Origin of the sequence: Martelella sp. HB161492 (assembly GCF_013184775.1) — a bacterium.
GTDB lineage: Bacteria > Pseudomonadota > Alphaproteobacteria > Rhizobiales > Rhizobiaceae > Martelella.
Genome location: NZ_JAATVV010000005.1, coordinates 130,537 through 152,851, shown reverse-complemented (window position 1 = coordinate 152,851; position 22,315 = coordinate 130,537). Strand labels below are relative to the sequence as shown.

At 53.4% G+C, this 22,315-nt stretch carries 17 protein-coding genes and 8 pseudogenes; 12 read left to right on the top strand and 13 right to left on the bottom strand.

What is annotated here, in order from left to right:
• Both cysQ and HCK86_RS10035 read left to right on the top strand, forming a co-directional pair.
• Positions 1-780 (top strand): 3'(2'),5'-bisphosphate nucleotidase CysQ, encoded by a 780-nt coding sequence (gene cysQ / locus HCK86_RS10040; RefSeq protein ID WP_176084324.1) that lies wholly within the window; start codon positions 1-3, stop codon positions 778-780.
• A gap of 44 nt (positions 781-824) precedes the next feature.
• A pseudogene (locus tag HCK86_RS10035) lies at positions 825-995 on the top strand (IS3 family transposase); the annotation flags it as partial.
• Positions 996-1,235: 240 nt separating this feature from the next.
• Here the strand turns inward: HCK86_RS10035 and HCK86_RS10030 are convergent.
• A pseudogene (locus HCK86_RS10030) lies at positions 1,236-2,481 on the bottom strand (IS110 family transposase).
• A 134-nt stretch (positions 2,482-2,615) separates the two neighbouring features.
• On the opposite strand from HCK86_RS10030, the pseudogene HCK86_RS10025 reads away from it, so the two are divergent.
• Positions 2,616-2,906, top strand: a pseudogene (locus HCK86_RS10025) (integrase core domain-containing protein); the annotation flags it as partial.
• A 173-nt stretch (positions 2,907-3,079) separates the two neighbouring features.
• Here the strand turns inward: HCK86_RS10025 and HCK86_RS10020 are convergent.
• From HCK86_RS10020 to HCK86_RS09990, 8 genes and pseudogenes are all read right to left on the bottom strand, one after another.
• A complete protein-coding gene (locus tag HCK86_RS10020; protein ID WP_176084323.1) occupies positions 3,080-4,330 on the bottom strand; it encodes a hypothetical protein in 1,251 nt (416 codons plus the stop codon).
• Between the two features lie 23 nt (positions 4,331-4,353).
• Entirely contained in the window at positions 4,354-5,670 is a 1,317-nt protein-coding gene (locus tag HCK86_RS10015; protein WP_176084322.1) for a hypothetical protein, read from the bottom strand.
• Between the two features lie 95 nt (positions 5,671-5,765).
• A complete protein-coding gene (gene rfbA, locus HCK86_RS10010; RefSeq protein WP_176084321.1) occupies positions 5,766-6,629 on the bottom strand; it encodes a glucose-1-phosphate thymidylyltransferase RfbA in 864 nt (287 codons plus the stop codon).
• Positions 6,626-7,519 carry a dTDP-4-dehydrorhamnose reductase gene (gene rfbD, locus HCK86_RS10005; RefSeq protein WP_176084537.1) on the bottom strand — a complete coding sequence of 298 codons (894 nt, stop codon included), beginning with the start codon at positions 7,517-7,519 and terminating at the stop codon, positions 6,626-6,628. The genes rfbA and rfbD overlap by 4 nt, the downstream gene beginning before the upstream one ends.
• 2 nt (positions 7,520-7,521) lie before the next feature.
• Positions 7,522-8,577, bottom strand: a complete 1,056-nt coding sequence (gene rfbB / locus HCK86_RS10000; RefSeq protein ID WP_176084320.1) for a dTDP-glucose 4,6-dehydratase — start codon at positions 8,575-8,577, stop codon at positions 7,522-7,524.
• Between the two features lie 11 nt (positions 8,578-8,588).
• Complete coding sequence (gene rfbC, locus HCK86_RS09995) at positions 8,589-9,149, bottom strand: dTDP-4-dehydrorhamnose 3,5-epimerase (protein WP_176084319.1); 561 nt, start codon at positions 9,147-9,149, stop codon at positions 8,589-8,591.
• Positions 9,150-9,381: 232 nt separating this feature from the next.
• Positions 9,382-9,495: pseudogene (locus tag HCK86_RS24070) on the bottom strand (IS3 family transposase); the annotation flags it as partial.
• A gap of 48 nt (positions 9,496-9,543) precedes the next feature.
• The gene (locus HCK86_RS09990) at positions 9,544-10,416 is read right to left on the bottom strand and encodes a sulfotransferase (protein ID WP_176084318.1); all 873 of its coding nucleotides are present in this window, start codon (positions 10,414-10,416) and stop codon (positions 9,544-9,546) included.
• A gap of 541 nt (positions 10,417-10,957) precedes the next feature.
• On the opposite strand from HCK86_RS09990, the gene HCK86_RS09985 reads away from it, so the two are divergent.
• From HCK86_RS09985 to HCK86_RS09975, 3 genes are all read left to right on the top strand, one after another.
• The gene (locus HCK86_RS09985; RefSeq protein WP_176084317.1) at positions 10,958-12,124 is read left to right on the top strand and encodes a nucleotide sugar dehydrogenase; all 1,167 of its coding nucleotides are present in this window, start codon (positions 10,958-10,960) and stop codon (positions 12,122-12,124) included.
• Positions 12,125-12,214: 90 nt separating this feature from the next.
• Complete coding sequence (locus HCK86_RS09980; RefSeq protein WP_176084316.1) at positions 12,215-13,360, top strand: glycosyltransferase family 4 protein; 1,146 nt, start codon at positions 12,215-12,217, stop codon at positions 13,358-13,360.
• Positions 13,361-13,628: 268 nt separating this feature from the next.
• Positions 13,629-14,741 carry a DUF1972 domain-containing protein gene (locus HCK86_RS09975; RefSeq protein ID WP_176084315.1) on the top strand — a complete coding sequence of 371 codons (1,113 nt, stop codon included), beginning with the start codon at positions 13,629-13,631 and terminating at the stop codon, positions 14,739-14,741.
• Positions 14,742-14,939: 198 nt separating this feature from the next.
• Here HCK86_RS09975 and HCK86_RS09970 read toward each other — a convergent pair.
• A pseudogene (locus HCK86_RS09970) lies at positions 14,940-15,657 on the bottom strand (IS3 family transposase); the annotation flags it as partial.
• A 48-nt stretch (positions 15,658-15,705) separates the two neighbouring features.
• Here HCK86_RS09970 and HCK86_RS09965 point away from each other — a divergent pair.
• The 3 genes from HCK86_RS09965 to HCK86_RS09955 all read left to right on the top strand — a co-directional run bounded on the left by HCK86_RS09965 (position 15,706) and on the right by HCK86_RS09955 (position 18,055).
• Positions 15,706-16,092 (top strand): transposase, encoded by a 387-nt coding sequence (locus HCK86_RS09965; protein ID WP_246739539.1) that lies wholly within the window; start codon positions 15,706-15,708, stop codon positions 16,090-16,092.
• A 26-nt stretch (positions 16,093-16,118) separates the two neighbouring features.
• Positions 16,119-16,442: an IS66 family insertion sequence element accessory protein TnpB gene (gene tnpB / locus HCK86_RS09960; protein WP_176084314.1), complete on the top strand. Its 324-nt coding sequence runs from the start codon at positions 16,119-16,121 to the stop codon at positions 16,440-16,442.
• A 68-nt stretch (positions 16,443-16,510) separates the two neighbouring features.
• Positions 16,511-18,055, top strand: a complete 1,545-nt coding sequence (locus tag HCK86_RS09955; RefSeq protein WP_176084313.1) for an IS66 family transposase — start codon at positions 16,511-16,513, stop codon at positions 18,053-18,055.
• Here HCK86_RS09955 and HCK86_RS09950 read toward each other — a convergent pair.
• Positions 18,052-18,468: an HIT domain-containing protein gene (locus HCK86_RS09950; RefSeq protein ID WP_176084312.1), complete on the bottom strand. Its 417-nt coding sequence runs from the start codon at positions 18,466-18,468 to the stop codon at positions 18,052-18,054. The two genes, HCK86_RS09955 and HCK86_RS09950, sit on opposite strands and share 4 nt — an antisense overlap.
• Positions 18,469-18,646: 178 nt before the next feature.
• Positions 18,647-19,073, bottom strand: a pseudogene (locus HCK86_RS09945) (transposase); the annotation flags it as partial.
• A gap of 80 nt (positions 19,074-19,153) precedes the next feature.
• Between HCK86_RS09945 and HCK86_RS09940 the strand changes: the two are divergent.
• Together HCK86_RS09940 and HCK86_RS09935 are read left to right on the top strand one after the other, a co-directional pair.
• Positions 19,154-19,357 (top strand): annotated as a pseudogene (locus HCK86_RS09940) (IS3 family transposase); the annotation flags it as partial.
• A gap of 89 nt (positions 19,358-19,446) precedes the next feature.
• Positions 19,447-19,644 (top strand): annotated as a pseudogene (locus tag HCK86_RS09935) (IS110 family transposase); the annotation flags it as partial.
• 136 nt (positions 19,645-19,780) lie between these two features.
• Here the strand turns inward: HCK86_RS09935 and HCK86_RS09930 are convergent.
• The gene (locus tag HCK86_RS09930; RefSeq protein ID WP_176084310.1) at positions 19,781-21,001 is read right to left on the bottom strand and encodes a tetratricopeptide repeat protein; all 1,221 of its coding nucleotides are present in this window, start codon (positions 20,999-21,001) and stop codon (positions 19,781-19,783) included.
• 333 nt (positions 21,002-21,334) lie between these two features.
• Between HCK86_RS09930 and HCK86_RS09925 the strand changes: the two genes are divergently transcribed.
• Positions 21,335-22,315, top strand: coding sequence for an aldo/keto reductase (locus tag HCK86_RS09925; RefSeq protein WP_176084309.1), 981 nt, complete (start codon positions 21,335-21,337; stop codon positions 22,313-22,315).

Genomic DNA, 22,315 nt, shown 5'->3' with positions numbered 1-22,315 from the left:
ATGCTTCAGGACGTTTTTCTCGAGGCGGCGCTTGAGGCCGGTGCGGTCATCATGGAGATTTACAACGGCGGCATCGACGTTTCCTACAAGGCCGATGCCTCGCCGGTGACCATCGCCGATGAGAAGGCCGAGGCGATTATCCTCCGTCATCTCGAAAAGGCCTTTCCCGACATTCCGGTCGTCGCCGAGGAATCGGTTGCCGCCGGCAAGGTTCCGGATGTTTCGGGCAAGAGCTTCTTCCTTGTCGATCCGCTTGATGGCACCAAGGAGTTTATCAACAAGCGCGAAGACTTCACGGTCAATATTGCACTGATTGAGGACGGCATTCCGGTTGCTGGCATTGTTTATGCGCCGGCCAAGAGGGTTGCCTATCGGACGACTGTGACGGGTGCTGAAAAGTTGATGATCGGGGACGGCGGCATTGCCACAGCCAGTCCGATCCATGTGCGTGAGAAAGGCGATGCGCTGATCGCCGTCGCCAGTCGCTCACACAACAGCTCGGAAACCGAGGTCTTTATGCGTGAAATTGGCGTGACTGACTTTACATCGGTTGGGTCATCGTTGAAATTCTGCATTGTTGCTGAAGGTCTTGCGGATGTTTATCCGCGGTTCGGCCGGACGATGGAATGGGACACGGCGGCAGGTGACGCTGTCCTGCGGGCGGCGGGTGGAATAACGGTCGGGATAGATAATAAGAAACTGTCTTATGGTAAGGTTTCTCAGAAAGAAGACTCTGATTTCGCAAATCCATATTTCACCTGTTGGGCAAAATATTTTTGACGCTTTAATTTTATGAATTTGGTTGTTGCGAAATTTTGACATTTCACGAGCCGCTCGCGGCAGGCAAGAAGCTGCGAATCCTGACCATTGTGGATATCCATTCCCGCTTCAGCCCGGCCACCGACCCGCGCTTTATCTATCGTGGTGAGGATGTGGTGCAAACGCTGGAACGGATTTGCAGGAAAGGCGGCTACCCGAAGACGATACGGGTCGACAACGTCCTATGTCGAGAAAATCTGGCTGCTTAGGTCAGCAGGTCATAGGGCATCCGGTGTCCCGGGTGCCTTGTCAAGATTGCCCAGACGGGCTCTGCCGTCAAGAAATGATCTCTTCCATAGCAAATCACAGGGTACGCGCGATGGCGGCCCTCACCGTCCTTAATACGAGATCCCAATTCCCAAGCAGAAGGCCCGAACATTGTCTACGAGGTCAGATGCCTGCCTCCACGGCTCGTGTCAGAGAGAGGTCCTTCCGCCTGGGCTCACCCCCTCGAAGAAGGGGCGATAGGCTTCGCCGTGTTTAACTACGGCGTGTACGGTGCGCGCCATCTTTGCCGCGATCGCGGTGTAAGCCTTGCGACGCAGATGAGCGTTGTGTCGGTCTTTCGAGATGTAGCGTTCGAACTGGTCACGAAAGCTGTTGGTCCGCTTGAGAACGGCAGTCTGGCCGGCCATCCAGAGCGTACGACGCAAGCGGGCGTTGCCGTACTTCGATATCCGGCTTTGACCGCGGAACATGCCAGACTGCACAGTGGCGAGGTCCATGCCGCAGAACTTCAGGAATTGCCGGTGATGTCGGAACCGGCGCAGGTCACCTGCCTTGGCCAAGATGGTCATGGCATTGATCGGACCGATACCGGGAATGGTTGTCAGCAACTGATAGTCCGGCAACTCGGAGAGCAGCTCGACTGCCCTGGACTCGATCTCGTTGCGTTGGCGAACACGGCTTCTGCCTTCGGCAAGGACAAGGCGGAACATGCGAACGGCGTCGGAATCCGGATGCACGGGCAGCCCCACGGAGCCGACGGCCGTGGCATAAATGTCTGAAAGCAAGCGCTCTTTGGAGACCTTCTTGCCAACCACCTGCCAGGCATCTGCGATGAAGGCGTCCCGGTTCATGGTCGTAATCATCGTCGGTGTCGGATACTTCTCGAGAAACGCCAGGAACCAGTCGGTCCGAGAGCTTCGATGAAACCGCTCAGCCTCGGGGAAGTAGAGTGGCAGGTAATGCGTCAGGATGCGGTGCCAAAGCTCGGTCTTGGAGCGTGAGACGATCTCGTGGGTCCTGAATGTCTGCTGTCCCGACGACCAGGGGATCATGGAAAAACTGCACTGCTCCGATCTCGAGCATGTGCAGAATAACCTGAGCATCCTTCGGGTCATTCTTGTCCCAGCTGTTGTGCAGGGCCTCCCGTGTCCGGGCGAGGCCGACAGAAGAGACGAGCTTCAGCTCAAACCCATACTGGCCGAGATGGTGCGCCAGCGGCCGGTGATAGTTACCGGTCGCCTCGAACCCGATCCGCACCGGCAGATCGTAGCTGGCTAGGGCCGCAGACAGTCTTCTGAAGTCCTCGAGTGTATTGGTGACCGTCATGCGCCGGCGGCGCCTCTTGCCTGGAATTCCGATCAGCACCTCGTGGCGATGCTTGGAAATGTCGATGGCGACTAGCAAGGTCGCGGATGTAGTATGGTTGATGGTCATAACCTGTCTCCTCAGCGGTGTGGTTCAGCAAAACCACTGTTGAGACCTGGGACCGGTTATGGCCACCCACTACGCTATTTGGGGCTCCGCGGCTGGCCATAACCTATCGACAGCACTGCTTCCCGACGTGCTATGGCAGCGAATTTATCTCCCGTGACCTCGATCTCTGGGCCTATGTGAACAAGGTTAGGCTAGACTTCTCGCGGCCTGGCAAACCGACTGACAACGGCTTCATCGAAGCCTTTAACAGCAAGCTGCGTCCGGAATGCCTGAACGCGAACTGGTTCATGACCCTTGCGGATGCGCGCGAAAAGTTGGAGGATTGGCGTAGACACTACAATGAGGATCGTCCTCATTCGGCGATCGGATACAACGTCCCGATCGCGTTGCATAATCCCGGTGGCGCGACCAGCCCGCCATCGTGATCAGAGCCGGAAAACTCCACCCTCCGCTGGTCCAGAAAACTGGGGCGGTTCAGATTGTTTCAACCCTAGTCGCTGCCGGATGAAAGTTCAGTGGCAGGTCACCCGACCCCATTCTGTCCATAATCATTCGACGACGGACATTGGAATAGTGAATCACACGATTAAGATCTTGATTAAGGAGAAATTTCATCGGAACCCCGATCCGCTTTCTTCCAGAGGTAAAAATGGATCAGAAAACCCGACAGAAACAGTAGCAAAGAGAGTCCGGTCCAGAAATAGACCTGCCGTATTGGAAGGCCCAATAGCCAAAACAAAAATATCAGAGAGAGGCTGCCGATTGACATTGTTGAGTCAATTAGCAATGCCATATCCTGTCGTGAGAACTGAGAATAAACTGATTGCAGTGCCCGTGCAATCATAAGCCCGTATATGAGCGCTGCCATGGACATGGACGCAGTTCCGATGTCTTGCCATCCATCTCCCAAAATGATCGGCGATAGAAGCTCGATGAGAGTAATTCCCGCGATAAGCGCTAGGGGTGTTATGCCGATGACCCAAATGGGCATCAGCCGCGCATATCTGAGATCCCCCTTCATAGAAACTCCGCGCATTGCCAGTCCAAGCCTCGAGCGAACGACATCAACCACTGCGTTCACGGCGATCTGAAGAGGCTGGAGCAACAATAGAAATGCCATTGAGGCGATCGCTGCTTGCTGTGGCCCGAACAGCGGAGCCACCAGGATGATGATACCTCTCTGCCCCAGCGGACGCATGAAGCCCCCCCACCCTTCAAGCAGCAGGAAGCGCCTGTGCTTGAACGCCATCGCGCGAAACCGCCGGTCACCAATTTTCCTAAATCCTGACCGAATGTAGGGGTAAAGATCGCGTACGATCCGATGGGTGCCCGAGAATGAACCAAACAGACCACTGAGGAGTAACCCCATGAGGTTTGGCATTGTGAATGCTGCAACAGTCCGCCCGACCAGCAGACCGATGGCGCGCATCAGTTCACCAACGTACACTTTGCGGTATCTTGTGTCACGGATATGGTAGCTTCGGGCAAGCGAAAACAGCCCTCGCGAGAAAATAGAGAACAGAAGATATGCTCCCATCATAATGCTCATGCCGCCGTCGAGCATTCCTCCAAATTCGATGAGCAGCCAAAGCACCCCGAGAGCAACTATGCAGGAGCAGCCCAAGGCCACCAATCCTATAGCGACAATTCGCTCATCTTCACCACGAGACCGGCTGATAAAGAATGCCTTATCGACTGCGAATAGGCCGCCAACTGCGAAAATCATAGCGAGTGCATCTACCGCTTGGTAGATGCCATAGACTTCAGGCCCCACATAATGGGTAAGAAGGAGGACTGATAGAGAACTGATGACCATGGCACCACTTGAGCCTAGCAACATCATCATCATTGATCTCAGGAGGCTTCCGAGCTTCATGCGTGCGATAGCGCCTTTGTCGTATTCTTGCAGGGTTGCCCTGTGGCAGGCTCCGTAGCCAATTTGGATTGTTTTGCATCAGCATGCAGCAGGGTTGTGCTGGCCGAGGCAAGCGCCAGTGTGGCCGTGAAAAGATTGAGCGTTGAAAAAAGGCCCTGAAAAGTCAGAAATATGTGCGCCAACAAAATGATGGAGCCATGGTTAATTACAGAGAAAAACGGCTTGCGGGAAGTCGGGCCTAGCCATGACAGTGTAAACAATGTCCAGAAGTAAATTAGGAACCCAATCACGCCGAATTTCACCAGGGCAGTCACACCGGCGACGTGGCCAAATGGAACTGTGGTATAGCTTGTTAGGTTAGCGGATTGAGCGCCCAATACGACACTGACCCCAAGATCGACCCGCGCCCCGAGGCCCTGCCCAAACAAATACGACCAACTGCTGCCGTTGATGAAAGTTTCCCAACCCCTTGAAGCCTCGAATGCACGGTAGGCATCGTTGATCTGAGAAAAGCTACCAAAATCGCTGGCCACAAGCTCACCGATAAAACTGCTAAGCTGCGGGTTGCCAAGTGAATCTACAAATCGGCCAATACCTTCCAGAACAGGTGGGAAGGACAAAATTGCAACGACTCCAACTACGATGCTGAGCAGGAACCCAAAAGGAGCTCTCAGCGCAATCCACACTTTGGCGACGAAAAAATATGCCAGCAACAGGAGCAGAGTTCGGGATGTTGACGCAACAACGGAATACATCAACATAGCCGAAAGACCAGTTTTAAATAGTATGCTCGTGAAGGAGACGCATCGTAAATTGGGTCCGAATAGTAATGTAAATATCGCGAAGACGGCCAGCACATAACCGCGACCGACACCAGTTTGCAACGCACGCCGTGTCAGTTCATCGCCCCCCATGCCCATATACCGAATAAGATAAACGGCAGCGAGGAAGGTGCCGGCCATGACAATAGCCCTGGCGAAGTTGCGCTCAGACATTTGATTTCCGACGATGAGGGCGCTCACTATAGCAATCAAAGGCACGCGCAACAATAGAATTGCGTCGCGCATGTAGTCCCAAAAAGTGAACCTGAGCTCAAAACCCCCGCTTATCGCGCCGATGATAATGAGCAGCAAAACAGGTCGCGTCACATAAAGTCCGGAGAGCTGAAGCTTGCCAGTTTTCAAAATCTGCCAGGCGATGATGACCGCCCCCAAAAATACAGCATACTTGTCAAGAGAAATGGCAACGAGCCAAGCTGCGAGCAAAACTGCCCGCCCAATTCCATCATCTTCGTTATCGGACCCAAATGACATATGAAACCAGCTTACCTTAGCGTCAGAAGAGAAGTGTTGATCTGCTCCACATTCGTGGTCAAAGCTTTGATAATCTCAATTCAGATCAACAAAATTTATCTAGCCAGCGCGCGCAAATATTTGCCATAGTCTCCCTTTCCAGAATTTTCAGCAATCTTCGCAAAATCGGCTTTTGAAATGAACCCCTTGGCCATGGCGATCTCTTCGGGGCAGGCCATTTTGAAACCCTGGCGCTTTTCCAGCGTTCGGACGAATTCACCGGCTTCCAGCAGGCTTTCGGGCGTTCCGGTGTCGAGCCAGGCATAGCCACGACCCATGATGGATACTTTGAGTTTGCCGCGGTCAAGATAATGCTGATTGACGTCAGTGATCTCGTATTCCCCGCGTGCCGAAGGTTTGAGATCTGCTACGATATCAACGACCTCAGAATCGTAGAAATAAAGCCCGGTGACCGCCCAGTTGGACTTCGGTTTCTCCGGTTTCTCCTCGATCGAAATTGCCTTCATGCTTTCATCAAAATCGACTACTCCATAACGCTCGGGGTCGGTGACGTGGTAGGCAAAGACTGTTGCACCATGATCGACGTTCTGTGCGTCCGTCATTAGCTCGGGAAGTCTATGCCCATAGTAGATGTTGTCTCCCAAGATCAGACATGAAGGCGAGCCTGCTACAAAATCTGCGCCGATCATGTAGGCTTGCGCCAGCCCGTCAGGACTTGGCTGTTCGGCATAGCTGAGGGAAATCCCCCATTGTGAACCGTCGCCCAGAAGCTTCTGGAACATGGGCATATCGTGCGGGGTGGAAATGATCAGGATTTCGTTGATCCCGGCCAACATCAGCGTCGTCAGCGGGTAGTAGATCATCGGTTTATCGTACACCGGGATGATCTGCTTGCTGATTGCAATTGTCATTGGATGAAGGCGCGTGCCGCTGCCTCCCGCGAGAATGATACCTTTCATGAAGTTTCTCCGGTTTCTTCCAATAGAGTTTCAATAACCTGACGCGTGGAAATTTGCCAGTCCGGCATCGTAATGCCGAACGCAGATTTTATTTTGGAGCAGCCGAGGCGGGAGTTGGCGGGGCGTTTGGCCGGTGTGGGATATTGCGATGTCGGGATATCGTTCACCAGCATCGATTTGCCGGTCTTTTCCGCGCGAAGTTCGTAGATGTAGCGTGCGAACCCCGCCCAGTTCATTTCGCCTGAGCTTGCGAGGTGAAATATGCCACGTAGTTCGGTGGCATAACCTGTAATCATTTGTTTGGCCGCATCCACCAGTGAGGTGGCGAAATCGTGCGCACTGGTCGGGCAACCGACCTGATTTGACACAACATTCAGTTCGTTGCGGGTTTCTGCAAGCCGCAGCATCGCTTTCACCAAGTTGTTGCCGTAGACTGAATAAACCCATGCTGTACGGAACATCGCAAAATTGGGGGTCGCCGCGGCAATTGCCTGCTCGCCCTCCAGCTTGGACTTGCCATAGACCGAGATGGGGCCAGAGCCGTCAGTTTCTACGTAGAGTCCGTTTTTGCAGCCGTCGAAAACATAGTCCGTGGAGAGGTGAAGAACTGGAATGCCTAGCTTTTTCGCCGCAGCTGCAACGGTGCCTGCACCATCGCGATTGACGGCAGAAGCAATTTCGCTCTCGCTTTCCGCCTTGTCCACCGCAGTGTAGGCCGCAGCGGAGATCACTGCATCCGCTTGAACGTCGCTCAGGGCCGATACAACACTTCCTGGATCTGCCAGATCCAGTTCCGGTCTTCCGGTGGCCTCAATTTGAAGATCTGGGCTCGCCAACGCCTGAAGTGAGCGTGTGACTTGTCCGTTTTTGCCAGTTACTGCCAGTTTCACAATCAAGCCTTTTTCAAAACACCAAGACGTTCGCCGGAATAAACACCTTCACGAAGCGGTTTCCACCACCACTCGTTATTCAAATACCATTCAACAGTTTTGCGAATGCCGGTGTCGAAATTTTCCTGCGCCCTCCAACCAAGTTCGGATTCCAGTTTGGTTGCGTCAATGGCGTAGCGCGCATCGTGCCCTGGTCGATCAGTAACGTGAGCAATCAGATCCTCGTATGGTGCGCTCTCTGGGCGAAGATCGTCCATGATCGAACAAACTCGTTTGACAACATCAATGTTGCGACGCTCGTTGCGGCCTCCGACATTGTATCTCTCACCGAGGCGACCATCGCGGACGATCAGCCACAAAGCGCGGACGTGGTCTTCCACATAGAGCCAGTCACGAATGTTCGCGCCGTTGCCGTAGACTGGCAAAGGCTTGCCGTCAAGGACGTTGAGGATAGTCAACGGGATCAGCTTTTCAGGGAAGTGGAACGGCCCATAGTTATTTGAGCAGTTGGAAATAACCGCCGGAAAACCATAAGTTCTCTGCCAGGCCGAAACCAGATGGTCGCTCGCCGCCTTAGAGGCAGAATAAGGTGACGATGGATCGTAAGGTGTGGTTTCCTCAAAGAGACCCTTTTCACCCAGAGATCCATAGACCTCGTCGGTGGAAACATGCAGCATGCGGAAGGTGGATTTGCGCGGTTCCGGCAGGTTGTTTCGATAACGGCGTGCCGCTTCCAGCATATTGAAGGTGCCGATCACATTTGTATTCACAAAGTCACCTGCCCCGGTTATCGATCGGTCCACATGGCTTTCGGCCGCCAGATGCATGACGTAGTCCGGCTTAAAGCTCTCGAATGCTTCAGATATTGCGTTCTGGTCGCAAATATCAGCCTTAAGGAAACGGTGGTTCGGATTGTTTTCAACCGGCTTCAGCGATGCAAGATTACCTGCATAGGTCAGCTTATCGATGTTCAAAACTTCACAGCCAACTTCACTGACCAGATAGCGCACGAGTGCAGAACCGATAAAGCCTGCACCTCCAGTTACCAATACCCGCACTATGCATTCTCCTATACAGCGACATGGAAATATGTAGGAAGGTCCCGCAAAAGTGGCTGCTTCTCATCCTTTTCAGATAAAATCGGGCTTGCTGTATTCGGCCACTCGATGCCAATTTCCGGATCGTCCCAGCGCAGCCCGCGATCGTTTTCTGCACTGTAAGGTGCCGTGACCTTGTAGAAAATGATCGTACCAGGGGCGATTGTCATGAAACCGTGTGCCATGCCTGCCGGCAACCACAGCTGGGTGCCGTTTTCAGCAGAAAGCTCGCAACCAAACCACTTTCCGTAAGTCGGGGATTCCCGGCGGAGATCAACGGCAACATCCCAAAGGGCGCCGCTGATACACCGCACAAGCTTGCCTTGGGCAAAGGGGTCCAATTGGAAGTGAAGGCCGCGTACGGTGCCTGGCTCAATGGAAAGGGACTCATTGTCCTGTACAAAGCGTACATCCGCGACGTTTTCGCAAAACCAGTTGTCTTTGAACACTTCGCTGAAATAGCCGCGATGGTCGCCACGGCGAACCGGCGAAATTATTTTAACGCCGTTGATCTTGGTGTCTTTGAACTGCACAGTTCAACTCCAATTTACGTGAAATAATTGCTGATACCGAAAATTCATGCTGTGTAAATAATATAAAATAGATTGATCCCTTTAGACGCTAAATCCCCTTCTGAGCGCAAGTTGTTTTTGAAATACAGGTTAATTTTACCGACTGAATACTAATCATGGAATCCATCCGCGAAGAGCCAAGTTTCTCGGGAAACTGCAATGCCCCCATTTTAGCGGGGTTCAGCGATAGAATTCAGGCGGCCATCTTCAGTCTCTGAGCGGATCTGATTCCGCCAAAGCCAATGTTGGGCCGTCCGGGGTTGTATGACGAAAGCCACTCTATGGCGATCTCCTGCACCTCTATTATCCCAACTTGCCTTGGAAGTGATTAACTACAGCCTGTGCCCCAGACGCTCTAAAGTGCATAGCGTTGTAAATCTTCAGCTGCAAACTGCTCAAAGTTCTTCGTCGCTTTCGTCATGCGTGCGCGGAGTTCTTGCTCCATCTCAGGCGGCAGCTCGTCATCAAAGCAGCTAACGCCCTTTGGTATGAGTAATTTTTGCAGGGCGCTTCGAAGAACTCGCGGGATAAGCGGCTTGATATTACGCTGCATCAAGTCGGAATACATGATCGTCCGCATAAGTCCGTGTGGCTGCCTTTTTCCAGCAGAGCTATTGGCTACTTCTCCAACTTCGACTGGCCCAACCTCTTCAAGCGCTGGCAAATTGAGAAAGCGGAACACTCTGTTTAGTGTTGTCTTCGGCTCCCGATTGTAATCCTGCATTCTCAGGACCAGTAGTTGGTCACGACTGAAGACTTCCAGCCACTGAGCAAGCTGCAGATCATAATCGGAAACACGCTCTAGGATCGGCCAGTCCGTCAGCACTTCACGTAGAGGTTTGGTAAAGTTCCGGTTTTGAATTTCGTGACGGTAGTGGCTTCGGAGCCGCTCCACCGGATCACGCCCGATGAAGATCAGCCTTGTTTCGGGCCCGAGAATCTCGAGGGCGCGCTGGGGTACGCCGCTGATGTCCGGATACTTCGCGTAGGCAGTTGAAGCTTCCCCAATCCATTGATCCGGCTTGGCACCTTTGAAAAGATTATAATATTTCTTCCGCCCCGCATCAGTCAGTACGGCATCGTCTGCCAGATCATCAGGTTCTTTGACCGACGGCGAGAATATTGCCGGATGCTTGGCCATATCATTGAAGAGCGATGTGGTCCCTGATTTCATCGAACCAACAATAAGAAAAACGCTATTTCGGGAGTTGGGAGAGGATTCTCTCATGCAATCAACCTTTCAAAAAAATTCAAATGTAGTACTCAAATGTCTATCGGAATCAGATTGAATAAAGTGTTCGTCATCGAATCATTTGGGGCAATATCAAAATCGAGCATCAACCAAATCGGCAGCCTATCACCTGGCGCGATTTAAACTGGGTTTGAACGATGTTGCAAGGACCCGCATTGGCAGGCGAGGCTTTTATTGTGATTACGCTGATGTGCAGATTGCGGAGAGGTGGCCCGGGAAATCTGCTCAGGGGGAAGATTACCTTTACATAGCGGCAATTATGCTGTTTTCTTCGATCACAAATTTTCAAGGATTTTTGGCCCAATGTTCAGGGCAATTCAGAGAGGCTTTTTATGTCAATCTGAGCCGTTTACGAAAACTAGGATTCTCTGCCTAGGCAGATTTTATTGGAACTTTTTTGATTTGAGATGACACAAGACCGGAAAAATACGACAAAAGGGCAATATACCGAGGCGATCTAGCCGACCTTGAAAACAATTTTCTAAACGAAACGAATTCTTAAAATAGGGTATCTGGAATGAAAATTGCTGTAGCGGGCCTTGGATACGTGGGTCTTTCTAACGCCGTACTTCTTGCTCAAAACCACAATGTTGTAGCAGTCGATGTTTCCAGTAAGCGTGTAGATCTTGTGAATGCTGGTACCTGCCCGATACTTGACAAGGAGCTTGAAGATGCCCTCTCTAATAGGAAACTAGACTTAAGTGCTACAATCGACCCACAAGAAGCCTACACTAATGCCGATTTTGTCATCGTCGCTACGCCAACCAACTATGACCCTGTCAATAACTACTTCGATACATCAAGCGTCGAGCTAGTCCTCAATCAGGTCCTGAAGTGCAATGACAAGGCGATGATCGTCATAAAGTCGACAATTCCGGTTGGCTACGTGGAGCGTATTAGAGCTGAGTTAGGCACAAAAAATATTGTCTTCTCACCAGAATTCCTTCGAGAGGGAAGGGCGCTTTACGACAATCTGTATCCATCCCGCATCATTGTGGGCGAACGCTCGGACAAGGCTCAACAATTTGCGCAATTGCTTCTTGAAGGGGCAATAAAGAAGGACGTGGACATTCTTTTCACGAACCCTTCAGAAGCAGAAGCTATCAAGCTCTTCGCAAACACTTATCTGGCCATGCGTGTTGCCTTCTTCAATGAACTGGATAGCTATGCGCTGTCACGCGGGCTCGATACACGCCAGATAGTTGATGGCGTTAGCCTCGATCCCCGCATTGGCAACCACTACAATAATCCATCATTCGGCTATGGTGGATACTGCCTACCCAAGGACACGAAACAGCTTCTTGCGAACTATTCAGAGGTTCCACAGAACCTGATTGCGGCTATCGTGGATGCCAACCGCACCCGCAAGGATTTTCTTGCCGAACAGATCATAGCCCGCAAACCCGGCGTTGTTGGCATTCACCGATTGGTCATGAAGGCGGGATCTGACAATTTCCGGCAATCTTCCGTTCAGGGCATTATGAAAAGGCTCAAGGCCAAGGGTATTGAAGTTATTGTCTTCGAACCGGTTCTAGAAGAAGATAAGTTCTTCGGTTCACGCGTACTGCGCGATCTGGATGCCTTCAAAGCTGAGGCGGAAATTATCGTGGCAAACCGCTTGACCGCCGAAATATCTGACGTCGCGGAAAAGGTATTTACTCGTGATTTGTTCGGAGCCGACTGATGCATAAAGCATCTGATAGACCGTTTTCCGGCAACTAGAAGATTCACCGCGGAATAATAAATGCCGCACTCTGGGTAGATAGAATACGATTTGCTAATCGTTATTTCAGAGAAAGGTCGAATTTTGAAAAAGAAAATACTCTGTATCCACCCAAACGTTGAAAAATACGGTTCAGACAGGAGTTTCGTTGCAGCGGTTGCCGCGTTGGAAAGATCTGACCGTTTTCAAACCGAGATACTTCTTCCTGAGACCGGACCGATTGATGAGCTTATTGCCGACGCGAATCTGAAACAGGCGAAAAGCCGCCCCCTTTGGGTTCTGCGCAAGGCGGACTTCGCGAAGAACGTCACAGTCGGACTGCCACGCAATCTGGCTTCAGTGGCTCGCGCCATTCGTGACGTTTGGACAAACGATAGAATCTATATCGACACCGCAGTTGTTCTGGACTTCCTAATTGCCGCAATTCTAACCCGCAAGAAGGTGGTGGTTCACGTTCGAGAAATACCCGTCGGGTTGGCGATGAGGGTCATCCGTTTACTACTGCTTTTGAGTGGAGCAAAGGTGCTGTTCAACTCAGAAGCGGCCAAGGAAGCATTTCGCTTGCCAGCTAACCAAGCACAGGCAGTTGTTTACAACGGCTTTAGCATTCCGGCTACCTATGAAAAGCAGCGTTATGATGGTTCGGAAAGGCTTAAACTTCTATGCATCGGTCGGTTGAATTCTTGGAAGGGGCAGGCCCAACTCATTGGGGCCTGTGCATTATTGCCTGAGGGGGTAAGGCAGCGTTTGTCAGTGCGTATCGTCGGCGGTGTTTACAAGGACCAGGTCCATTTTCGTGACGACCTTACCGCTGAAATCAAGCGGAAAGGTCTGGGTAATATCGTCGAAATGATCGACTTTGTTGAAGACCCAAGCGCTGAATATATCGCTGCTGATGTTGTTGTGGTCCCCTCTACGCTGCCTGAACCTTTTGGACGCGTTGCCATTGAAGGCATGGCATACGAATGCGCTGTTATAGCAACGAACCACGGTGGCCTTCGAGAAATTGTCGTTGATAGGAAAACCGGCGCACTTGTTCCCCCGGCAGATGAAGAGGCTCTCTCCAAAGTCATTCAGACTTGTCTGGTCTCTCCCGAAACTGTGAGAAACTGGGGCAAAGAGGGGTATTTGCGTTTTGTCTCAAGTTTTACCCAGGAGGCTTGCGACCGACGATTGCTGGACGTCCTCGATGCTTAAGTCGCCCAAATTGGCATGTGTTGTTTTGACAGCCATCATTCAACCCAAAGCCCAATTTGTTTCATTGCCGGTCAGCCGGCCAACTCAACCACCTTGCACATCACAAGTGGAGATGTGCCAATTCTAGTAGCAAGCCAGCGGTCTGACCGCTGTTTTTCTTACCTAAAAGGGACGTGATCCTATCGTTTTTTGATACGTTTTTGCCATTTTAGTAAGCCGGTGCGAGCTAGTTCCCCGACAGGCAAAGACCATTTTGTGGAAGATAGTTGTGCAGAAGCATTTAAATATTCTCGGCATACGCGGTATTCCTGCGGCACATGGTGGATTTGAGACATTTGCCCATTACTTCACGACCTGGCTAGTTGAGAAGGGATGGACCGTTACGGTCTATTGCCAGCACGACAAAGACGAGCCCGGTGCGCCAGCGGACTATTCTGAGGATACGTGGGAAGGTGTCCATCGTGTCCACATACTCTCTCGCGGCAATGGTCCAGCTTCGACTATGAAATTCGACTTGAAATGTGTTCGGGATGTCCTGAAACGGCCTGGCATAGATCTGGTTCTCGGCTACAATACAGCAGTTCTGTCGATACTTCAGCGCCTTTGGGGACGCAAAGTACTGATGAACATGGACGGAATTGAGTGGAAGCGCGACAAATGGAGTTTGCACGCCAAGATCTGGCTTTGGATCAACGAAATCGTCGGTGCTCATATCTGTAACACACCAATCGCGGACCATCCTGAAATCGCGCGTCATTTGTCCCGTCATGGTACCCGAAATATTGAAATTATCCCTTATGCTTCCCAGGTGATAGCTGATGCTCCAGTCGAGTTGATTACACCCCTCGGCATTGAGTCAGGCCGTTATCTGGTGTCGATCGCACGAATTGAGCCGGAAAATTCCATTCTTGAAATTGTCAGAACTTTCTCCTGTAAAAAGAGACACATGAAACTCGTCGTACTTGGCTCCTTCAAGGAAGAGATTTTGTATCACAGGGAAGTAAAGGGGGCGGCCTCTGACGAAGTGATATTCCCCGGCGCAATCTATGATCCCGCCACAGTCTCTGCATTACGGTTCCATTCCAGGGCATATCTGCATGGTCACCAGGTTGGCGGCACGAACCCTTCGCTTGTAGAAGCGCTTGGCGCAGGCAACGCCGTAATCGCGCACGACAACCGCTTCAACAAATGGGTTGCAGGTGACGGCCAATTTTACTTCAAGGATGAAGCTGGTCTCGATGACGCTATCGGTGCTGTTGCAAGTGACGACGAGCGATGGAATTCCGCTCGTTACGCCGCTCGTCGGCGCCATATGGAAGAATTTTCATTCGAGAAAATCCATCAACATTATCTCAGCGCCTGTGAAAGGCTGCTGACTTGACCAAGCTCTGCGTACTAAAAAATAAGCTTGTTTTCAGTTCGATAGCATGGACAAGGGGGTTATGCTTACACATTCGGCGACTAGCTTTTCCTGTTACTGACCTGCCACTGAACCTTCATCCGGCAGCGACTAGGGTTGAAACAATCTGAACCGCCCCAGTTTTCTGGACCAGCGGAGGGTGGAGTTTTCCGGCTTCATTCAAGGAGGCAGGCTGGTTGCGCCTCCCGAATACATCTGAGTGATCGGGGCTTTGTTACCGATCGCGCCATGTGGCCGAACCTCATTATAGTCTCTGCGCCAATCCTCTATCTTTTCGCGGGCATCCGCAAGGGTCAGGAACCAGTGTTGGTTCAGGCATTCAGCCCGGAAGCGACCATTGAACGCCTCGATGAAGGCATTGTCCGTGGGCTTGCCCGGACGTGAGAAGTCCAGGGTCACGCCCCTGGCATAAGCCCAGAGGTCGAGATCGCGAGACACAAACTCCGTCCCCTGGTCGACACGGATCGTCTTCGGATAGCCCACCTGGCGGCATATCCGTTCGAGCGTTTGCACGACCTCTTCACCGCGATAGCTATGTCGCGGATCAAGAACCGGAACATAGCGCGAGAACGTATCGACCACGGTCAGGACACGCAGTTTCTTGCCGGTCGCGAGTTGATCATGCACAAAGTCCATCGCCCAGACATCATTCGGTCCGATAGCCTTCTGCCGATCCTCCCGTAGCTTCGCCTTGACCCTGCGTTTCGGGGTCTTGTTCTGCAGTTGCAGGCCCAAGTCCCTGTAATTGCGATAGGTTCGCTTGATGTTCGGGCGCCATCCCTCGCGCTCCAGGAGCACTTGTACACGGCGATACCCATAACGCACACGCGTTTCGCAAATCTGTAACCGCTGCTCCGCTCCCACGTTGTCCTCGCCGCCTTAATCTGTGATCGCCTATCCATGGATGAGCAACGGGAGTTTCTCCATGGAGACTACATTGGAGGTTCTCACAACCAGGAAGTCTGGACGTGAGACGCATCGGCATTGGCCAGACGACGTTAAGGCACAGATCGTTTCAGAGAGCCTTCGGCCAGGTGCTTTGGTCAACGAAGTGGCAGAACGACATGGCTTGAAGCCAAACCGCCTGTCGACCTGGCGGACAATGGCGCGGCAGGGCAAGCTGGTTCTGCCAGCACCCGAAGATGCGGTGGAGTTTGCAACGATGATCGTCGATCCACCCATTGCGGAGTCGCCCATTAAAAAAGCTAGCCGTCCCGAGATCACCGTTGGCGCTGTCACAATCCGCTTGGAAGAAGGCGCGTCCGCATCCCGGATCGCCGCCGTCGCGCGAGCTTGTGCGGTTCTAACATGATCTTACCGTCGAACCGAGTGCGGATCATGTTGGCGACTAAGCCTGTCGATTTCCGTAAGGGTCACGATGGCTTGGCGACGCTGGTAAAGAACGAGCTGCACAAGGACCCGTTTACAGGAACGGTTTTCGTATTCCGATCACGTAAGGCGGATCGGGTAAAGCTGATCTACTGGGATGGCAGCGGTCTGGTGATGGCCTACAAGCGGTTGGAGGAGCACACTTTTACCTGGCCAGACATCCGGGACCGCCTGATGACCTTGGGCCATGCCCAGTTCGAAGCGCTGTTTGCAAGACTTGATTGGCGTCGTGTCCGATCCGTAGAGACACGAGCGCCAACAGCAATTGAATAGGTGCGTCACGATGACTCGGTTGCGAGATTCCGGCGGCGATCCGACACGTAATTTGATAGACTTCCTCCATGTTGGGCGCGGTCGATCTTCCAGACGATATTGCTGCTCTAAAGGCGATGCTGATCGCCTCCCAGCTTCGTGAAGTCCGCAAGGAGGAGCGGATCGAACGGCTGGAGAAACTGGTCGCCGCTTTCAAACAAGCCGCCTTTGGCCGCAAATCCGAGAAGGCCGACCCTGAGCAATTCGATCTTGCACTGGAAGACTTGGAGACGGCCATTGCGGCGATCCGTGCCGAAGACGAGGCTGACAGCGCTCCGGGTAAACCGCAGCCCAAAGCACGCGCGGCCAATCGAGGCTCTCTTCCCGCCCATCTTCCTCGTGTCGAGGAACTCATCGAGCCGGATAGCTTGATCTGCAACTGTGGCGGTGGTCTGCATTGCATCGGGGAGGTCGTGTCCGAGCGGCTGGATATCATTCCGGCGCAGTTCCGTGTCCTCGTCACCCGCCGTCCCAAATATGCCTGCCGTGCCTGCACCGATGGAGTGTCCCAGGCTCCAGCGCCAGCACGATTGATCCACGCCGGATTGCCGACCGAGGCGACCATCACGCATGTGCTGGTGTCCAAATATGCCGATCACCTGCCGCTCTATCGCCAAGCCCAGATCATGAGCCGACAGGGTATCGACCTTGACCGCTCAACACTCGCTGATTGGGTCGGTCGAGCGGCATTCGAACTGCGCCCGGTCTTCGACGCTCTGATCGCAGACCTGAAGCGGTCGACGAAGCTGTTCATGGACGAGACCCGCGCACCAGTCCTCGATCATGGCTCCCGCAAGACCAAGACCGGATACTTTTGGGCCTTGGCCCGTGATGATCGACCGTGGCGTGGCGGTGCACCTCCCGGTGTGGCCTTCACCTATGCGCCCGGTCGCGGCGGGCTCCATGCGGAGCGGATATTGCAGGGGTTCACGGGCATTCTCCAAGTCGATGGATACGCCGGATATAATCGGCTGATCGCACCGGATCGTGTCAGTCTCGACATCCGGCTTGCCTATTGTTGGGCCCATGCCCGTCGCAAGCTGGTCGAGATCACGCGTAATGGGTCAGCGCCAATTGCCGAAGAGGGCGTAAGGCGGATCGGCGAACTCTATCGGATCGAGACCGAGCTGCGCGGGCTCCCCGCAGAAACTCGCCTCGCTGGGCGGCAAGAACGATTATCGCCATTGATTGCCGACATGCGAACTTGGCTCACACACCATCGCACCCGCGTCGCTGGCAAATCGCCGCTCGGCGAAGCTCTGGCCTACATCGCCAAATACTGGGATGGCCTCTGTGTTTTCCTGACCGACGGCCGGATCGAGATCGATAACAATACCGTCGAGCGGACCATCAGGCCGATTGCGTTGAATCGGAAGAATGCGCTCTTCGCCGGACACGATGCAGGAGTAGAGAACTGGGCAACCATTGCCTCGCTCATCGAGACCTGTAGGCTAAATTCTCTCGATCCGTTCGCCTACCTGAGCGCCACGCTGACCGCCATCGTCAATGGCCATAGGCAGAGCCGTATCGAAGAGCTGTTGCCGTGGAATTATTCGCGGCGATCAAACGGCTAAGGTCTGCTGTCGGTCCCGAAGCGGACATGCGAGCTGCGTATATTCTCTTGCTTCTTGAGATGATGGCGTATTCCCTGTTGCGCAAAGGGCTCATCAACGAAGCGCCCGATAACATGTAGGTGGACATGTGGGACCGTTTGTCCTGCAACCGGGTTCACGTTCCAGCCGATGTTGTAGCCATCAGGGCTATCCTGATCGAGCAGCAGCTTTGCCTTGCCAAGAAGTTCGAATGTGTCATTCCACTCCGTCTGTGTGAGATCGAACGGGGTCGAAACGTGTCGGAGTGGAATGATCATTCCGGCGCATTGCAGCACCGGGTCGGGGCTTCGAAGGAAGTACACGCTACCCTGCTCGATCTGGATGGAGTCATCTTGAGGCCTGTCCTTAGTACAAAAGGGGCAGCGTGAAGTCATTGAAGAAACCTCTGAATAAGCATCTGTGCGACCTTACTAGACCTTCACAAACCCTTCGTGACAGCTCTCTGAGTTCGTCCGCAATTAGCGTATAGCGCTTTGTTGCCGTCAATGCTGCAGCGGTAGCTTCGGAACGGCCCGCCGCGCCTGGTCAATGTGCGAGGAAAACACCGCTTACGCAAATCTCGCGGATGCGTCGTTCGAGACCGGCCTGATCGGGGCGGCGAGAGGTGTAGTGGTAGGTGGATCGATCGAAGTCCAGAGCCCCACAGGCACGCCGGATTGAAATCGCCCAATCCTGGCACATGCCCTTCACTATCTCCCGCTTCCGAGCAGGCCTTAGAGTTTTCGGCGGATAACATCCTGAAGCATTTCGCGATCAAGGGTCAGGTCCGCGATGATCCTCTTCAGACGCGCTCCTCGTCCTCGAGCTGCTTGAGCTTCTTCATCTCTGGCGGCAACATGCCGGCATACTTCTTCTTCCAATTGAAGTAGGTCGCCTGACTGATCCCCGCTTTGCGGCAAATCTCCGCAACGGGCACACCCTCGTCGCCCTGCTTCAAGACAAACGCCTTCTGGGCGTCCGAAAACTGCGATGCCTTCATCGTCTTCCGCTCCTTTCCCAGCCAGGAAAATGCACCGGAAAACTCTAACCAAATCTGGTCCAGTTTGAAGGGGGCAGATCAAAACGATCAACGGGCTCTACAAGGCGGAGGTTATCCATCGGCGAGGTCCATGGCGCAACTTCGAAGCCGTAGAGTTCGCAACGCTGGAATGGGTCGACTGGTTCAATAACCGACGCCTTCTGGAGCCGATCGGAAACATTCCGCCCGCAAAGGCCGAAAAACGATACTATGCCACGCTGGACGCACCAGCGGTGGCCGTATAACTTAAGCCAAACGGTCTCCGGCAAACCCGGCACGGTTCAATCATCAGGTCCGCGTTCTTGGCACCGAGAGCCTTCCCACGACCTGTCATGGGTATCGTTTGATGCTATCCTGGATGAAGTCTTTTGGCGATCTGCAATGTATCGGGATTGAACGCTCAGGAAGCGATGGCGCAGGATTGCTGCGGTACATGAAGGCGGCTCGCGTCGAGGTTCTGGAAGTCACGGCACCTGACAAGCTCGACCGCCGTCGTCGCGTCAAGAATGACGACTTCGATGCGGAAACTGCCGACCCCGAAGAGAACCAAGAGCCTGACCTGTGACGCCAATTCCGACAAGCTCGACGACCGCGATTAACGAACTCCACGGGACATGATCCGAATATGCTGTGCATGATCGGCATATTCGGACCTGACATTTCTCAGATCATTTTAGAAACGGCGCATAGGCGCGGATCGAAGTTGGTGAAAGCGGCCCGGTGGCGCATTGCTGCGCAATATCGTTGTCGCGGCAAAGCTTGTTGATCGCCATAATCGTGCTTTGCGTCAGCCTGCCGTTCGCACGGCCGTCATAATACGTTTTCTCGATGAGCTGGCCCTGAACAGTTTCGACAAAACCGTTCGGGTCGATCAAGCGTTGCGTAATCAGACCGCCGGTGGACAGGGTTGCCCCGGCCTTTGCTGCCCATTCATAGGCCTTCGGCATGTTTTTCCGAACGCCGTTGCCGTCACTATAGGCTTTGGCAAGTGCGGCCATGCCGCCAACATTTCCCAGATCCGCAGCTTGGGTGAAATAGGCTACGGCTTTATCGCCATCTTGCTTGACGCCAGTACCCGTGAGATAGGCTTGGCCGAGCGCGATCAGAGCGCCGATATTGTTTTTCTCGGCGGCCTGTTCGAAATACTCGACAGCCTTTGCACTGTCTTGCGGGGCGCCCTGACCTTCAGCATAAGCCCGTCCAAGGGCAACCATGGCACCAACATTATCGCTTTTTGCGGCCTTCTGAAAGTATTCGATTGCTTTGGCATCATTTTGAGCTACGCCCGTTCCTGACTGGTAAGCGCGTCCGAGCGCGACCCATGCGCCAGCATTGCCCTTATCCGCGGCTTGCTGAAAGTAGTCGACAGCCTTTGCCTCGTCCTTGGGTACGCCGGCGCCGGACTGATAGGCGCGTCCCAGTGCGACCAATGCGCCGGCATTGCCTGCGTCGGCTGCTTTTTGGAAGTAATCGATTGCCTTGGCATCGTCCTGTAGGACACCATTGCCTTCGCTATAGGCCAAGCCTAGCATCACCATGCCACCGGCATTCCCAGCTTCGGCTGCTTTTTGGAAATAGTCCGCGGCTACGACGCTGTTCTGTGCCACTCCGTCGCCGTTGTGATAGGCGAGACCAGCCATCATCATGGCACCGGCATTGCCACTTTTCGCGGCCTGCTCAAAATATGATGTTGCCTTGCTGGAATTTTGTTCAACGCCATCGCCTGCGCTGTAAGCTCGGGCGAGCTTCATCATCGCCGACACAGCGCCGTCGCTGGCCCGTTGTTCCAGAGCAGGTACATCAAGAGTGGTGTCCTGAGCGAAAGAGGTGGAAGGAGCCAGTGCGATTATGATTGCACATATGGCTGATAAGTGGGTTTTTCTAGGCATTTTTGCCTCTCCAGACTGTTGGGTTTGGCTACGATTTTTTCTTAATCCGGTATTTGCTACAGATAATTAGGACAAGCAGTACTTACAAAACATAAATGCGACCAGCGCCTGTTGTCGTGATGTACAATGCTCTGGTGCTGAACACGATCTTGGTTTTCTCGTCATGCGAGAGGCGACGAAATGTAAGGTGCTATAATGAACGGTTCTGGCGTTTATCCAAAGAAAAAAGTTGTATTTTTGTCATTCGCAAGCATTTTGATCCCGCCATTCGCATCATGTTGGTTGTGGCTTTAGTCTTGTCTTTCGTCGCATCCCAATCGTAAGGAAGTCATCATGGACTATGTCAAGCTTGGCCGCACAGGCCTTGATGTTTCAGCACTCTGCCTTGGTTGCATGACCTATGGCGTGCCGGAGCGGGGCACCCATCCCTGGTCGCTGCCGGAAGAACAGAGCCGGCCGTTTCTGAAAAAGGCCGTCGAGCTTGGCATCAATTTTTTCGACACGGCCAATGTCTATTCCGACGGAACATCGGAGGAGATCGTCGGGCGAGCGCTGAAGGAGCTGTTGCCGCGCGACGAGGTTGTCATTGCGACCAAGGTCTTCAACCGCATGCATAAAGGGCCGAATGGCGCCGGACTGAGTCGCAAGGCGATCATGCAGGAAATCGACAATTCGCTGCGCCGGCTTGGAACCGATTATGTCGATCTCTACCAGATCCACCGCTTCGATTATCACACGCCGATCGAGGAGACGCTGGAGGCGCTGAATGATGTCGTGAAGGCCGGCAAGGCGCGCTATATCGGCGCCTCATCCATGTATGCCTGGCAGTTTGCCACCATGCTTTCGACACAGAAAGCCAATGGCTGGGCACGGTTCGTGTCGATGCAGAATTACGTCAATCTGCTCTATCGCGAGGAAGAGCGGGAAATGCTGCCGCTTTGTGCTGCCGAAGGTATTGGCGTCATTCCCTGGAGCCCGATGGCGCGCGGACGGCTGACCCGGCCCTGGGCGACGGCAACGGCGCGCTCCGAGACGGATGATTTTGGCAAGACGCTTTATGTTGCAAGCGAAGAGGCCGACCGCGAGGTGGTGAATGTCGTCGCCGCGATTGCCAATGAACGCGGCGTGCCGATGGCGCGCGTGGCGCTGGCCTGGGTTCTGTCCAAGGATGTGATCACCGCGCCGATCGTTGGTGCTTCCAAGCCGCACCACCTCGATGACGCGGTGGCGGCGCTGTCCTTTCATCTGTCGCCGGACGAGATCGCGCGCCTGGAGGCCCCGTATATTCCCCATCGGGTGATGGGCTTTTCCTGA